This is a genomic window from Faecalibacterium sp. An58, assembly GCF_002161515.1.
Lineage (GTDB): Bacteria > Bacillota > Clostridia > Oscillospirales > Ruminococcaceae > Faecalibacterium > Faecalibacterium avium.
The window spans coordinates 1-13,928 of the sequence record NZ_NFHX01000004.1; the positions used below are offsets into that span (position 1 = coordinate 1).

At 63.5% G+C, this 13,928-nt stretch carries 14 protein-coding genes; 3 read left to right on the top strand and 11 right to left on the bottom strand.

What is annotated here, in order from left to right:
* Positions 1–130: 130 nt before the first annotated feature.
* The 11 genes from B5G12_RS04755 to B5G12_RS04805 all read right to left on the bottom strand — a co-directional run bounded on the left by B5G12_RS04755 (position 131) and on the right by B5G12_RS04805 (position 10,875).
* Positions 131–1,432, bottom strand: coding sequence for an AAA family ATPase (locus tag B5G12_RS04755; protein WP_158099679.1), 1,302 nt, complete (start codon positions 1,430–1,432; stop codon positions 131–133).
* A 465-nt stretch (positions 1,433–1,897) separates the two neighbouring features.
* Positions 1,898–2,536, bottom strand: a complete 639-nt coding sequence (locus B5G12_RS04760; protein WP_087324095.1) for an ABC-2 transporter permease — start codon at positions 2,534–2,536, stop codon at positions 1,898–1,900.
* Positions 2,533–3,393 carry an ABC transporter ATP-binding protein gene (locus tag B5G12_RS04765; protein ID WP_087324096.1) on the bottom strand — a complete coding sequence of 287 codons (861 nt, stop codon included), beginning with the start codon at positions 3,391–3,393 and terminating at the stop codon, positions 2,533–2,535. The genes B5G12_RS04760 and B5G12_RS04765 overlap by 4 nt, the downstream gene beginning before the upstream one ends.
* Position 3,394: 1 nt before the next feature.
* On the bottom strand, positions 3,395–3,772 hold the full coding sequence (locus tag B5G12_RS04770; RefSeq protein ID WP_087324097.1) for a GntR family transcriptional regulator: 378 nt from the start codon (positions 3,770–3,772) through the stop codon (positions 3,395–3,397).
* A gap of 319 nt (positions 3,773–4,091) precedes the next feature.
* Positions 4,092–4,886 carry a DUF7402 domain-containing protein gene (locus B5G12_RS04775; protein WP_087324098.1) on the bottom strand — a complete coding sequence of 265 codons (795 nt, stop codon included), beginning with the start codon at positions 4,884–4,886 and terminating at the stop codon, positions 4,092–4,094.
* 18 nt (positions 4,887–4,904) lie between these two features.
* Positions 4,905–7,013 carry a heparinase II/III family protein gene (locus B5G12_RS04780; RefSeq protein ID WP_087324099.1) on the bottom strand — a complete coding sequence of 703 codons (2,109 nt, stop codon included), beginning with the start codon at positions 7,011–7,013 and terminating at the stop codon, positions 4,905–4,907.
* 68 nt (positions 7,014–7,081) lie between these two features.
* Positions 7,082–7,894 (bottom strand): PTS system mannose/fructose/sorbose family transporter subunit IID, encoded by an 813-nt coding sequence (locus B5G12_RS04785; protein WP_087228332.1) that lies wholly within the window; start codon positions 7,892–7,894, stop codon positions 7,082–7,084.
* Positions 7,884–8,657, bottom strand: coding sequence for a PTS mannose/fructose/sorbose/N-acetylgalactosamine transporter subunit IIC (locus tag B5G12_RS04790; RefSeq protein ID WP_087228333.1), 774 nt, complete (start codon positions 8,655–8,657; stop codon positions 7,884–7,886). Before B5G12_RS04790 ends, B5G12_RS04785 begins: the two co-directional genes overlap by 11 nt.
* Before the next feature lie 14 nt (positions 8,658–8,671).
* A complete protein-coding gene (locus B5G12_RS04795; protein ID WP_087324100.1) occupies positions 8,672–9,160 on the bottom strand; it encodes a PTS sugar transporter subunit IIB in 489 nt (162 codons plus the stop codon).
* 55 nt (positions 9,161–9,215) lie between these two features.
* Positions 9,216–10,406 carry a glycoside hydrolase family 88 protein gene (locus B5G12_RS04800; protein ID WP_087324101.1) on the bottom strand — a complete coding sequence of 397 codons (1,191 nt, stop codon included), beginning with the start codon at positions 10,404–10,406 and terminating at the stop codon, positions 9,216–9,218.
* Positions 10,407–10,431: 25 nt separating this feature from the next.
* Complete coding sequence (locus B5G12_RS04805) at positions 10,432–10,875, bottom strand: PTS sugar transporter subunit IIA (protein ID WP_087324102.1); 444 nt, start codon at positions 10,873–10,875, stop codon at positions 10,432–10,434.
* A gap of 489 nt (positions 10,876–11,364) precedes the next feature.
* Here B5G12_RS04805 and B5G12_RS04810 point away from each other — a divergent pair, with 489 nt between their 5' ends.
* The 3 genes from B5G12_RS04810 (at position 11,365) to B5G12_RS04820 (ending at position 13,916) form a co-directional block, all read left to right on the top strand.
* Positions 11,365–12,132 carry a M23 family metallopeptidase gene (locus B5G12_RS04810; RefSeq protein ID WP_087324103.1) on the top strand — a complete coding sequence of 256 codons (768 nt, stop codon included), beginning with the start codon at positions 11,365–11,367 and terminating at the stop codon, positions 12,130–12,132.
* 180 nt (positions 12,133–12,312) lie between these two features.
* Positions 12,313–13,599, top strand: a complete 1,287-nt coding sequence (locus B5G12_RS04815; protein ID WP_087324104.1) for a BaiN/RdsA family NAD(P)/FAD-dependent oxidoreductase — start codon at positions 12,313–12,315, stop codon at positions 13,597–13,599.
* Positions 13,596–13,916, top strand: a complete 321-nt coding sequence (locus tag B5G12_RS04820) for a putative heavy metal-binding protein (protein WP_087228339.1) — start codon at positions 13,596–13,598, stop codon at positions 13,914–13,916. The genes B5G12_RS04815 and B5G12_RS04820 overlap by 4 nt, the downstream gene beginning before the upstream one ends.
* Positions 13,917–13,928: the final 12 nt, after the last annotated feature.

The following is a 13,928-nucleotide window of genomic DNA, read 5'->3' on the forward strand; positions in this document are numbered from 1 at the left end:
GAACACAGAAGTTAAGCTCACTTGTGCCGAAGATAGTTGGCTGGACACGGCCTGTGAAAATAGGTAGATGCCGGCTTCTCTCAAAACAAGACCCCTGAGGCGTATGCCTTGGGGGTTTTTGTGCTGCAAATCATTCACCTGGGGCGGGGGCGCAGTCCGGTTTCCGGAACGAGTAGTTCCGGCCGGCGGTGCCGCGGAGGCGGGCCTGATAGAGGACACCGTCCCGGGCGTGCAGCAGGGGAGCCAGGCGGTCCAGCCGGCGGGCCAGGGTCTGGCCGGTATCCACCGGGCAGCTGCCGCAGGCGGCCTTGCAGGCGTCCAGAAAACCCTTGGCGTTGGTCTGCCATTTGCCGCCGCCGGCCTCGAGCTGCTGCAAAATGGTCTTTACCAGAGGGTCGTTGGCGTAGTCTGCGGCCAGGACGGCTTCTTCCGCCTCATCCGGGGCGCCCAGACTGTGCCAGCGGCAGCTTGCCTTGTCAAAGCGAAGCACCAGCCGCTGTTCCTCCACATCCCGGCCGGCCAGGTCCAGGATGGTGCGCGGGTCCTCCCGCTTGGCCCTTGTCAGCACCAGCGCCGCATCCGCCGCGCCAAAGATGCCGTTGGAGCCCGCGATGCGGTTGAACGGGTCGGTCTCATCGCTCATCTTGCGCAGATGATGCACCAGCACCAGACACAGCCCGAACCGGTCGGCAAAGGCTTTCAGATGCCCCATGTCGGTGTAGTCCGACGCGTAGAGGCTGCTGCTGTTTTCGCCGCTGCCGCGTACTTTTTGCAGGGTATCGATGACCACCAGCCTGCAATCGGGGTGCTGGGACAGAAAGCCCTCCAGGTAGAGCAGCAGACCCTCGCCCAGGGTGATGGCGCGGGTCTCGAAGTAAAGGCTGCGGTTCTGGAGCTGCTGGTCGTCCAGGCGGGCCAGGCGCTTTTGCAGCCGCTGTTTGCCGTCCTCCAAAGCCAGATACAGGCAGGTGGACGGATGGCAGGGCATCCCCAGAAAGGGCTCCCCCTGGCTGACCGCCAGACACAGCTGGAGCGCCAGCCAGCTTTTGCCGTATTTGGGGGGCGAGGCCAGCACCACCAGGCCCTGGGGCAGAAAGCCTTCCACGACGTAGTACAGCTCCGGCAGGGTCTGGGCCATCAGGCAGGCCGCCGAGAACCAGCTGCCGCTCTCGAGGTTTTGCTCCAGAAAGGCGGTGGGGTCCTCTTTCCAGGCGGCGCGGCAGGCCGTCCAGGCCGCTTTGAAGCGTTCCGCGTCGAGGGCAAAGCCGCCCGACCCCAGCGGGTCCACCGCCAGATGGTAAAGCTTTTGGTCCCGCCTGCGGCGTTCGTCCAGGTCGGGGGTATCCCAGCACAGGGCGAAGGAGCGGGGCAGCAGGGCCTTGTCGGGCGACAGCACCCGCATCTCCTGGTCAAAATATTCGTTTGTGGTCATGTCGTTCTCCTTTCGGTGTTCCTTTGCCACTACAATAACACCTCTGCGCGCCCCGGGACAGTGCGTCCTTTTGGGGCTTCTTTTTTGTGCTTTGCCGCGAAGGTTTTTGTTCGATGTCTTACAAAGTGAATGATTTGAATGAAATGAATGGTTTGAATGATTTCTCGGGCCTGAGAAAATGAATCCTCTTGCGCTTAGCCGATTTTTGCGGCGCGGGTCGGAGCCCGCTTGCAAAAACCGGAGCGCGGCGCCACTCACGGCTCCCTGTTTCGTCCGCAGGACGCGGTCGCTGTTCGTGTAAATCATTCAAATCATGCAGTTGGTACGGTATCAAACAATAGACATGGCTTGTCAAGAGGGGAAAAAGCGCTAAAAAGCGTCGCAGCACAGGATGCAAAAAGTCCCGACCGGACGATATGCGTACAGTCGGGACAGCGATTCGTGCGGCGCTTTTTGCGGCACGCTTTAGTATTCCTTCTTGTTCAGGATCGCGCAGGCGATACGGCCAAGGGCGGCGCCGGCCGCCAGGGCGACGAGGGGGGAGGCGCAGAACAGGGCGACCGCCAGCTCGTCGGTGAGGGTCACGCCGGCGGCCGACAGGATGCCGCCCACCGCCAGGATCAGCATGACCGGGATCATGAAGGCTCCCACCAGGATGATCCGGGCCTTCTCGGCCCCGAACCGCAGCAGCAGCGGGATGGACGCGCTGCCGGTGAGGTAGGCCAGCGCCCAGCCGAACAGCAGCAGCGCCGCCATCTCACCCAGCGGCGGCAGCGGCTGGCCCAGCAGCACCATCACCAGCGCGCCGGCTGCGCCGCCCAGCAGGTCGCCGACGGTGCAGAAGATGGCCAGGACCAGGTACTTGGCCCAGACGATCTCCCGCCGGCTGACCGGCAGCACCAGGGCGTAGCTCATCCAGCCCGCCATATCGTCAAAGCTGAAGGTGGTCACCACCATCATGGCGCACATCAGCGCGCAGGTGGTCTGGTAGCCCGTCAAGCCGGTGGTGGGGGCCAGACACACCCCCAGCACCACCAGGACCAACAGCATGGTCCTGGCGTTGTGGCCGATGTTGTACAGGTCCTTCAAAATCAGGCCCTTCATTGCACACACTCTCCTTTCACATACAGCAGCATGATCTCGTCGATGGTGGCATCGTCCACCACAGCGCCGGGGTGGGCGCGGCGTGCCTGCTCTTTGTCGGGCACCAGGACGTCCCATTGGTAGTCCTCCCGCCGCCAGGCCAGCATTTCCTGGGGCTTCAGCTGGCCGAACAGCGCTGCGCCGCACCGCAGCACCCCCCACTGATACCGCAGTTCATCCTTGGCCCTGGTGAACAGCACCCGGCCGGCATGGATGAAGGTGATATAATCCGCCACCTTTTCCAGGTCGGCGCTGATGTGGGAGGACATCAGGATGCTGTGCTCCTCGTCCTGTACGAAATCCAGGAACACGTCCAGGATATCGTCCCGCATCACCGGGTCCAGGCCGCTGGTGGCTTCGTCCAAAATCAGCAGCCGGGGCCGGTGGCTGAGGGCTGCCGCAATGGACAGCTTGGCTTTCATCCCCTTGGACAGCCCCTTGATCTCCTTTTGGGCCGGCACGGCGAACCGCTCCAGGTAGGACCGGTACAGCCCATCGTCCCACTGGCTGTACGTATGGCGCAGGATGCTGCCCACCTGGGCGGGGGTCAGGGTCTCATAAAAGCTCCCCCCGTCGAACACCACGCCCAGGTCCTCTTTCAGCCGGGGCGCGGCGGCCAGGTCCTGCCCCCAGAAGGCCGCGCTGCCCTCGTCGGGGCGCACCAGGCCCAGCAGGGCCTTGATGGTGGTGCTTTTGCCCGCGCCGTTCTCGCCGATCAGCCCCATGATGCTGCCCCCCGGCACCGAGAAAGAGACATGGTCCAGGGTGAACCCGGGGTAGTGCTTGGTCAGACCGCTCACTGTGAGGATGGTATCCATATCATTCGCCCTCCTGATAGAATAAGGTCAGCACATCCACCAGCGTTTGCAGCGCAATGCCGCTGGCGCGTGCGATATCGGCGGCAGCCTGCAGGTGTTCTTCGGCCCGCCGCTGCTGTTCTTCCTGATAGAACTCCTTGTTCCGGGCCGCCACAAAGCTGCCCCGCCCCACCGTCGTCTCGATGAAACCATCCCGCTGCAGGTCCTCATAGGCCTTCTGCACCGTGATGACGCTGACGTGGATGGACTTGGCCAGCGCCCGCATGGACGGGATGGGGTCGCCTGTCTTGAGCTCCCCGCTCATGATCATGGCCTTGATCTGGCTGGTGATCTGCTCGTAGATCGGCTTGCCGGTGTTGGAGCTGATGATGATCTCCACGTGCTCCCTCCTTTGTGCTTGAGTGTACTTATTAACTAAGTACATTATAGTCAATCAGTACGGCTTTGTCAAGCTTAAATGCATGATTTGAATGATTTGCATGAACGGCGACCGCGTCCTGCGGACGAAACAGGGAGCCGTGAGTGGCGCCGCGCTCCGGTTTTTGCAAGCGGGTGCCATCCCGCGCCGCAAAAATCGGCTAAGCGCAAGAGGATTCATTTTCTCAGGGTAGGGAAATCATTCACTTTGTACGACGCCAAATAAAAAAGCCCCCGGCGACCGAGCCGGAGGCGATGGCGGGAAACGGGGAAGGCGGGGCTTATACGCCGGTGCTGTCCCGGCCCCAGACCTCAAACTGGGTCAGGGCGGGGAAGGGAGAGGGGTCGTCGGCCTGGATCAGCTGGCCCAGCCGGATCCAGGTGATCCCCTTGCGGGCGATGGACAGACGGTGGGGCTCATAGCTCTTTTCCAGGCTGACGGTCTGGCTGGTGCCGTCCGAGAAGGTGAGGGTGACCTGGGTCCACCAGTTGTCGTGGGGGAAGTCGGCGCGGGTGTACAGCACGATGGTGTCAAAGTCCACCGGCCGGCCAAAGTGCAGGGTCCATTCGGCGTCGTCCTGCTGGTTGATGCCCCAGGAGGAGAAGGGCCACTTGCCGTGGGAGCGGTTGGCCAGCAGGCCGTCGATGGCGTTGCGGGCGGCGAAAACGCTTTCGCCCCGGGTCTCCACATTGGCGGTGGCGTGGGGGTAGCAGCCCTCCACGTCGTGCTGGTCGGCGGGATTGAGAGCCAGATTGCGGTAACCCAGCTCCCAGGGCCAGGCGGGGCGCACCATCAGATAGTGGCGGTCGCCGGCAAAGGCCTTGGGATTGTGGGCGAGTTTCTTTTCATCGAACAGGACCGGATACCGCAGGGTGGTGCCGGTCAGATAGACCAGGGCCTCGTCGATGCAGTCATCCACCCGCACCTTGTAATAGCCGGGCTTCGATACCGTAAAGACGATCACGTCCCCCGGGGCGTATTCGCCGTATTTCCAGCCCAGGACCACTTCGCCGCTGCCGCTCAGCTCGGCTTTGGTCTGGCCGTCGGCGTCCAGAATGCAGATCTTGTTTTCCATATCGTTCCCTCCCGGTGATCAGGTTTTCAGGCGGATGCGCTCCAGCAGGGCGCCGTCGGCGTCCCGGTGCAGCACCACCGCCTTGCCATAGACGGGTATATCGTGGCAGAGGTACATTTTGCCGCCCCGGAAGGTCTCCCGGTGCCAGAGCAGGGCGGTCCAGGTGGTGCCGTCCGGCATCCGGAAATCCCAGGCGGTGAGACAGTCGGGGCTGACCGGCTGCGGTTTGCCGAACTGGAACACCGGGGCGCAGCTGGCCTCGATGCCTTCGGCGGTCAGCAGGGCGGCCCAGGTCTGACGGCCGTCCATCACGCCCCGCTTGCGCAGCACCGGCGCGTCGGTCTTTTCGTTGTAGCGCTTGGAGTGGACGGCGGTGCCCAGGGTGAGGGGCGCGTCCGAGAACAGGTTCAGCCGGACGCCGCCGTTTTGCAGGGTGAAGGTCCGGTCTTTGCCCGTGACCTGTACGGCCTCGTCCAGATGGAAGGATTCCTCCAGGACATGGGCTCCGGCGCAGCTGACATCCTGCACCGACAGCCATACGCCCCCCGGCAGGACCAGCACCTTGCGGACGATCAGATAGGGCGTGCCGTCGGCCAGGGTCCCGCGCAGGGGCATTTCGGCATAGGATGCGGCGCCCCGGGTGCAGGTGTAGCTCTTGAGCACCTCGCCGCAGGCGTCGTTGGTCCAGGAGCTGTCCGCGTGGCCCCCCGACTGGCCGTCGATGACGCAGACCGAGTGGGCCTGGGGATCTTTCAGGGCCATCCGCAGGGGATCGTCCTCCCGGTAGGTGTAGCGGCCGCTGTCCACCAGGAAGGGCCGGCCCTTGTGGTACAGGCAGAGCTGGGTCTGGTCCAGATGACCGTGACCGCTGCCCAGGGTGCTGTTTTTGAGCCAGGTGAAGTCGGCGTCCTCCTCCCAGCTGCTGCGCCAGAAGAAGTTGCCCGCATGGTCGCAGTCCCATTGCAGATGGCCGGGGACGCAGGGGGCGCGGTCCAGAAAGCGCTGCCGGCCCGACGCGCCCAGCAGCCAGGCGCTGTCCATGTCCAGACGGCTGCCGGCGGCAAAGCGGTAGATGCCGCCGCCGTCCAGCAGCGCGGCCGACCGTGCCAGCACGTCCCGCACGTCGGTGACGTCGCTGTCGCACTGGGGCAGCTGTAAATGGGCCGGGTCGGCGGTGTAGAGCACATGGCGACTGAGCACCCGCACGGCGCCCCACAGCCAGCCGGGCTGGCCCCGGTCATAGCCCTGCCCGGGGGCTGCGGCGGCTTCCTCCGCGTCGGTCCACAGGTGGGCCCCGGCCAGGGCGCGCCGGGCCCGGGAACACAGCGGCTGGCCGGCGGCCTGCGCGTAGAGCAGGTGGGCCAGCAGCTTCACGCAGGTGTTGAGCACCTCCACATGGTACATGGCCGACTGCTCCCAGTGGGCGCCGTCCTCCAGGATCTGCAGCTCCAGTTCCTGCTCCAGCTCGTCCCAGGCCCACGCCTCCAGCCCGTCGGGCAAAAAGTCCCCGAACCAGGCATAGCCGGCGCAGATGGCGGTGGTCTGCAGCACGCCCCAGTTGCTCAGGGTGTATTTGCCGATGTACCGCGCCCGCATATTTTCAAACTGCCGGGCCATGCAGTCCAGCAGCCGGCCGGCCTGCCCGTCATCCAGGACGTTCCGGGCCAGCAGAGGCAGCAGCAGTCCGCACCAGTTCATGCAGCGGATGCCGGTGTCGATGGTGCGGGTGGCGTCGGTGCCCGCAAGGGTGATGGGGTTTCGCTCCGCCCAGTCCAGCAGGTAATCCCGCAGCGACGCCAGATACCGCTCCTCGCCGGTGAGCTGGGCGGCCTGCCAGAGCTTGAGCAGCAGGTCGTGGCGGTTGAGCATAAAGACCCACTCGGGGTCCCCGTTGGGACTGTACAGCCATTGGCCGGGCTCCAGGGTGTAGGGGGTGGGGCAGGGCTCCATGTCCCATTTGTCCTGGAACCGGAAGGTATGGGCCAGCAGCTGGTCGGCCTGGCGCAGCAGCCCGGCGGCCTCGTCGGGACAGTGGCTGCGGATGTAGCGGGCGGTGCCGGCGGGGTCATAGCACTGGACAAAGCGCTGGCAAAGGGCCCGCAGGGCGGTGAGATCCGGTCGTTCCATGATGTTCCCTCCATAGAAAAAGACGGGGATGCACAGCGCATCCCCGCCCAAAGGTTGGTTTGCAGAGGTCAGGCCAGGATGCCCAGCACCGACAGCAGGACGCCCACGATGATGGTCAGGATGACCAGCTTGTAGGTGGTCCACTTCTTCTTCTTGATGAGATAGAACATCAGAGCGGTGTACAGCACGGGCAGCAGCTTGGGCGCAATGGCGTCCATCATGCTCTGGATCGATACCACCGACTGCTCGCCGGTGGGCATGGTGGAGACGTATTGCAGCGCACAGTTGATCTTGACGAAGTTGACCGCCAGACCCGAGATGACGGCGACGCCGATCATGCTGGCCACGTTGGAGATCTGGGCCATCTTCTCGGACAGGGTGGAAATGACGCTGGTGCCCAGCTTATAGCCCAGATTGCCGGTGAGGAGCTTGATGATCAGCAGGGTGATGTTCATGCCCAGCCAGAAGAACAGGGGTCCCAGCATCAGACCGTCGGCGGCCAGAGACGCGCCGATGGTGCCGAACAGGGGAGCCAGGCAGAACTGGGACAGAGAGTCGCCGATGCCGGCCAGAGGGCCCATCAGGGCCATCTTGATGTTGCGGATCTCAGCGCCGGGGGTCTTGTTCTGCAGCATCACCAGGTGCAGCGAGGTGATGAAGGGGGTGAAGTGGATGTTCGAGTTGAAGAACTCGATGTTGTCCTTCAGGGCAGCCTGCAGAGCGTCATCGTCGTCCTTGTACATCTTGCGCAGGGTGGGGTAGAGCATATTGGCGTAGCCCAGGCCCTGGTAGTTGCCGTAGTTGAAGCCGTTCTGCAAAAAGTAGGAGCGCAGCGACGTTTTGACGATGTCGCCCTTGGTGATCTGATAATTAGATGCCATCTTCGAATTCAACCTCCGATTCTTCCTCTTTGTTGGAGCTGCCGCTGTGCCAGAAAACGATCAGCGCAACGCAGGCGGCCAGGAACGTGACGCCCATGGTGGGCAGGCCCAGGTATGCAATGGCGATGTAGCCCAGCAGCACGAAGGGGATCAGCTCCTTCTTGGCCATGACGTTCAGGATCATGGCAAAGCCGATGGCGGGCAGCATCTGACCGGCGACGCTCAGGCCGGCGTTCAGCCAGTCGGGGATCAGGGCGATGACGGCGCTCAGGCCTTCCGAGCTGAACGCGGCGGCAAAGCCGATGATGAAGCCCACGATGGCAAAGACCGCCACGGTGGCGTTGGCGGCAATGCGGAACAGGGTGAAATTCTTGTTGTCCAGCGCCTTGATGGCGGTGCCGGTCAGGGTGGTGGCAAAGGTGTAAGTAGCGGTGATGACGAACTGGAAGGCCACGGCGAAGGGGATGCTCAGAGCCAGCGCGGTGTTGACGTCAACGCCGGCGGTGATGCACATGATGGCGCCCACGATGCCAGGGCCCATGTGGTTGGGGGGCACCGAGCCTCCCTGGGAGACGCCGTAGCCCATGAAGGCCAGCTCACCCACGGCGCCCATGGCCAGGCCGTTGATGGGGTCGCCCAGGATGATGCCCACGCCGGTGGCCATCACCAGGCAGCGGTTGGTGTAGATGCCCAGCAGGTTGCCGGCCAGGCAGACGGCGGTCCACAGACCGATCAAAAGACATTGTACAATGCTGATTTCCACAAAAGGTTCCTCCCTTACAGATACTGGTTCAGATCGACCTGCTTGCCGCCGTCGTCGCCGGCCGCGGTGGTCTGGGTATTGAAGGTGATGCCGTACTGGTCACGCAGCGTCCGCAGGGCTTCCTTGTCCTCGGGACCCAGAGCGATGTACTTGCTGATCTCCTCCTTGCCGGGCGCGTGGTGGATGTTGCCCACGTTGATCTCCTTGGCAGGCACGCCGCCGGCCACCAGCTTCAGAGCATCCGCAGGGCTCTTGCAGACCAGGAAGATGACCTGTTTGGGCGAAGCCTTGTGGATGATGTCGCAGGTGTGCTGGATCGAGAAGAAGCGCATGGCGATGGTCTTGGGGACCACGGCCTTCATCAGCTGCTGCTGCATCGGATCTGCCGCGGCAGAATCGTTTGCAACGATCACGGTGTTGCAGCCAAGGGCTTTGATCCAAAGCTGCCCCTGCCCGTGGATCAGGCGCTCGTCGATACGGAATGCGACAATGTTGGGTGTCATGACGATTGTTCCTCCTTCATCATAAATCTATTTATACCGGGGACCGCACAGCGGCTCACCAGTACAAATCCCAATCCTTCCAGAACCGGACCAGGGCTTCCATATAATAGTAGTCGCCCCAGATGTTGCCCTCGTCCACGCCCTTGCCGCTGTGCCAGGAGTAAACGCCGTGGTACAGCACAGGGCTGCCGGGGGCAGCCTCATGGCCCTGGTAATTCTGGATCAGAGAGCGCAGGATGCGGTGGGCGGCGTGCTTGTAGGTGTCCTTTTCGGGGTCCACCTCAGGCAGGTATTTGCCCATCTCGTGCATCCCGCATACCGCGATGGCGGCGGCGGAAGAATCCCGCGACTGTCCCGAGCCGTCGCCGAAGATCAGGTCCCAATAGCAGACGTCGTCCTCCGGCAGGCGGTTGAGGAAATAGTTGGTCATCCCCTCGTACAGGTTGATGGATGCGGGGTTGTGGTTCTGGATGTAGTTGAGGGGGATGCCGTAGATGCCCCAGGCCTGTCCGCGGGCCCAGGCGGAATCGTCGCTGTACCCCTGCCGGGTGGCGCCCCGCAGCGGCTCGCCGGTCTTGGCGTCAAAGTAATAGGTGTGGAACGCCGACGCATCGTCCCGGATGACGTAGTTGGCCGCCTTTTCAAAGTGCTTGTCGGCCGCCTGGGCGTACTTGGCATCGCCGGTGATCCGGGTGGCCCAGTACAGCAGAGGGATGTTCATAAAGCAGTCGATGATCAGACGGTAGTTGTCCTGGGCGCCCACAGCGCCCCAGGCCTGGATGAAGCCGTCCCGGGGGTTGTAGCGCTCCATCAGCTTGTCCGCAGCCAGGATGCCGGCCCGCTTGCCCTTTTCCGAGCCCACCAGCTTGTAGCCGGCCACACAGGAGGGCGAATACAAAAAGCCCAGGTCGTGGTGGTCCAGCTCGATGCGGTTCTCCACCCGGTGCAGGAAGGAGTCGATGTTCTCCTCGGCCCGCACCCGGAACGCCTCGTCCCCGGTGTATTCATAGCACAGCCACAGCAGGCCGGTCCAGAAGCCGTCGGTCCACTCGATGTTCTCGATGATGGGGTATTTCAGGCCCTTGGTGGCCGACCAGGGGAACTTTTTGCCAAAGTATTCCATGTTGGCCCGGGTCTGCCGGACCACATAGTCCATGGCCTGCTCCACCTCCGCTTTGGTCAGCAGGGGGGTGGACAGGTACTTGTCACGGAACCGGATGGGTTCCACAGCGATCTTTTTGATCATGATGTTCTCCTTTGTGCACAGGGCGTCAGATGCCGTCCTCGAACCCGGCGGTTTCGGCCTCCTCCTCCCCGGCGCCCAGAGCGTCCAGGTCCACAAAGCCCTCGGTGCCGGTCTGGATCACGTCGGCGGTCAGCTCGTCCAGGTCCATGTCGCCGCTGGAGAAAGCGGCCTCCACCACGGCGGGCATATTGGCGCCTGCCACCACCCGCATCCGCTTGCCGGTATACACGGCTTTGATCTCGGCAGCCGTGCGGAAGGGGGTGCCCCCGGCCAGGTCGGTCAGGACCAGGATCTCCTCCTGCTCCATCCCGTCCAGGGCCGCAAGCATCTTGGCCTTCAGCTCGTCGGTGCTCATGCCCTCCACAAAGTCTACGGCGGTCACGTTGCCGGGATTGCCGGCCACCAGGTTGACCGCGCTGAGCACGCCGCTGGGAAAGCCGCCGTGCCCTGCAATCAAGATTCCTACCATGTTATTTCTCCTTCTCCATACTTATTTCCACCTGCGGCCGTCCGGGGCCTGGACCCCGCCCGTCCACAGGAGGTAAAACGCTTTCGAAAAAAGAACAACCACGCGACGGTTTTTCTTTTGGACACAGATTGTTTACAGATCATACAAATCTGATCCATCACAACTATAATTATGCACAGTTTTTTTCTGGTTTTCAATAGGTTTTGAGCGTTTGTTACAAATTCGGCGATTTATACAAGAAAACCGAGGGGATTGTAGAATAAATGGAAAAGTGCCACAAGCCGGCCTAGACCGCTTTCGCGTGATTTTGGCTTGTATGCACAAATGGAGACGGAACTTTTGACGGAAATGCCAAAACGCCCCCGCCCTTCCTTTTATAAAAGGTTCGCGCCGCCCCCCGCTTTTTTCTCCCCGCACGAATATTCCGCCCGCAAGTGTCAAAACTAAGCACAACACCCGTACACAGGTTACCGAAGGAGAAACAAGAGCATGGAGCATATCAGGAATTTTTTGCGGGGCAAGGGCTTTGCGCTGGCCCTGCTGGCCTGCGTGGCGGCGGCTGCGGCCGTCGGCGTGTGGGCCGTGCGGACCGTCCGCGACCAGATGGCAAGGGACCTGGGGCAGGACCCCGGGCAGAGCGTCACCGGGGAGGAGAGCTACCCGGGCGTGGAAGAAGGAATGGACAAGGAGGAAGCGATATGGCAGCAGCAGGCGGCGGACGCAGCCCGGGCGGCGGAGGATGTGCCCGAGCCTGGCGGATCCAAAGGATCTTCTGGTGCGCCGTCTGGGTCTGGTTCGGTGTCCGAACCCTCCGAACTGCAAACCGGATCGCCCGCTGCCAGCGCCTCGGCCGGGCCGGGCTATACGCGGCCTGTCTCTGGACGGGTGCTGGCGGTGTGGACCGGGGACGAACTGGTCTACCATGAGACCCTGGGGGACTGGCGCACCCACAACGGCGTGGATTACGCCTGCGAGGAAGGGGAGGACATCCTCTGCCCGGTGAGCGGCACGGTGGAGAGTCTGGCCGCCGAGGGCAACTGGGGGGTGGTGGCCTCCATCCGTGACGCCGAAGGCCGGCTGTGGCGGATCGCGGCGGTGGAGGACCCGGCCGTCCGGCAGGGCGAGCAGGTGACGTCGGGCCAGCGCCTGGGCCGGGCCGGCTCCATCACCGGCGAGAGCGCCCAGGACCCCCATATCCACCTGGAGGTGCTGGACCAGGACCAATATCTGGACCCGGTCAAGCTGATCGGCAGCTGACAGGGAAGGGCGCGGCGCGCATCCGGGGCGCCGTGCCTTTGTTTTTGTCCCGCCCAAACGGCAGAGCGGGACTTTTTTGCGTCCCGGGGCGGCGGGGGCCGATTTTTCATAATTGCTTTTGCCGCGGGATTCTGGTATTATTAAAAAGTACGGAATCTGACGAAAAAGGGAGTGTCGCCGATGGCGCAAATCGTGATCGTGGGTGCGGGGGCCGCCGGGCTGATGGCTGCGGGCGCCGCTGTCCGCCGGGGACATACCGTCACGCTGCTGGAACACGCCCCCCGGCCCGCCCAGAAGATCCTGGTCACCGGCAAGGGGCGCTGCAACCTGACCAATGCCTGCGGCGAGGAGGAATTTCTGCGCCATGTGCGCACCAATCCCCGGTTTTTGTATTCTTCCCTCCACGCTTTCCCGCCGTCCGCGACCATGGACCTGTTCGAGTCCCTGGGGGTGGCGCTGAAGGTGGAGCGGGGCCGCCGGGTGTTCCCGGTGTCGGACAAGGCCGCCGAGGTCCGCCAGGCCCTGCTGGACTACGCCGCCGGGGCCGAGCTCGTGTACGACGGGGCCGCCTCGCTGCTGCTCGAACCGCTGGAAACGGAGCCGCCGCCGGGGAAAAAGAAAGGCCCCGCCTGCCGCTGTGTGGGGGTTCGGGGGGACTCGGGCCGGCGGTATCCGGCCGACTGCGTCCTGGTGGCCACCGGCGGGGTCAGCTACCCGGGGACCGGGTCCACCGGAGACGGCTACAAGCTGGCCCGGCAGGCCGGCCATACCATCGTGGAGCCGGTGCCCAGCCTGGTCAGCCTGGTCAGCAGCGACCCGGACTGCAAAAAGATGATGGGCCTGGCCCTGAAAAACGTGGTCCTCACCCTCTATGAGGACGGCAGGGCCATCTTTTCCGAGCAGGGGGAGATGCTGTTCACCCACTTTGGCATCAGCGGCCCCCTGACCCTCAGCGCGTCAAGCCATCTGGGGGATATGGACCGGCACCGCTACCGGGTGGAGATCGACCTGAAACCGGCCCTCAGCGAGCCCCAGCTGTACGACCGGATCACCCGGGACTTCGCCCTGCTGTCCAACCATGCGGCCCAGGGCGCCCTCGTCAAGCTGCTGCCCGCCAGTATGCAGCCGGTGATGGTCCAGCGGTGGGGCATCGACCCCGCCACCCGCGCCAACCAGATCACCCGGGAACAAAAGCGGGAGCTGGTGCGGCTGTGCAAGCACTGGGCGGTGCCCATCGACGCACGGGGCGACCTGGCCCACGCCGTCATCACGGCGGGGGGCGTGCCGGTGCGGGAGGTGGACCCCCGGACCATGGCCAGCAAAAAGGCCGCAGGGCTGTATTTTGCCGGGGAGGTGCTGGATGTGGACGCCTACACCGGCGGCTACAATCTGCAGATCGCCTTCTGCACGGCCCAGGCGTTCGCGGCCCATCTGGAACAGGATACCAAAGGAGGAAATGCTGTATGATCGTTACCACTACCCCCTCCATCGAGGGAATGCGCATCACCGAATACAAGGGCGTCGTCTGCGGCGAGGTCATCTCGGGGGTCAACTTTGTCCGGGATATCGCCGCGTCTTTCACCAACTTCCTGGGCGGGCGCTCGGGCAGCTACGAGGATGAGCTGATCGGCGCCCGGCAGAGCGCGATGGAGGAGATGCAGCAGCGGGCCGCCGCGATGGGGGCCAACGCCGTGGTGGGCGTGGACATCGACTATGAGGTCCTGGGCGCCGACAACGGGATGCTGATGGTCACCGTCAGCGGCACCGCCGTGGTGGCGGAATAAAAAGGAAAGTGC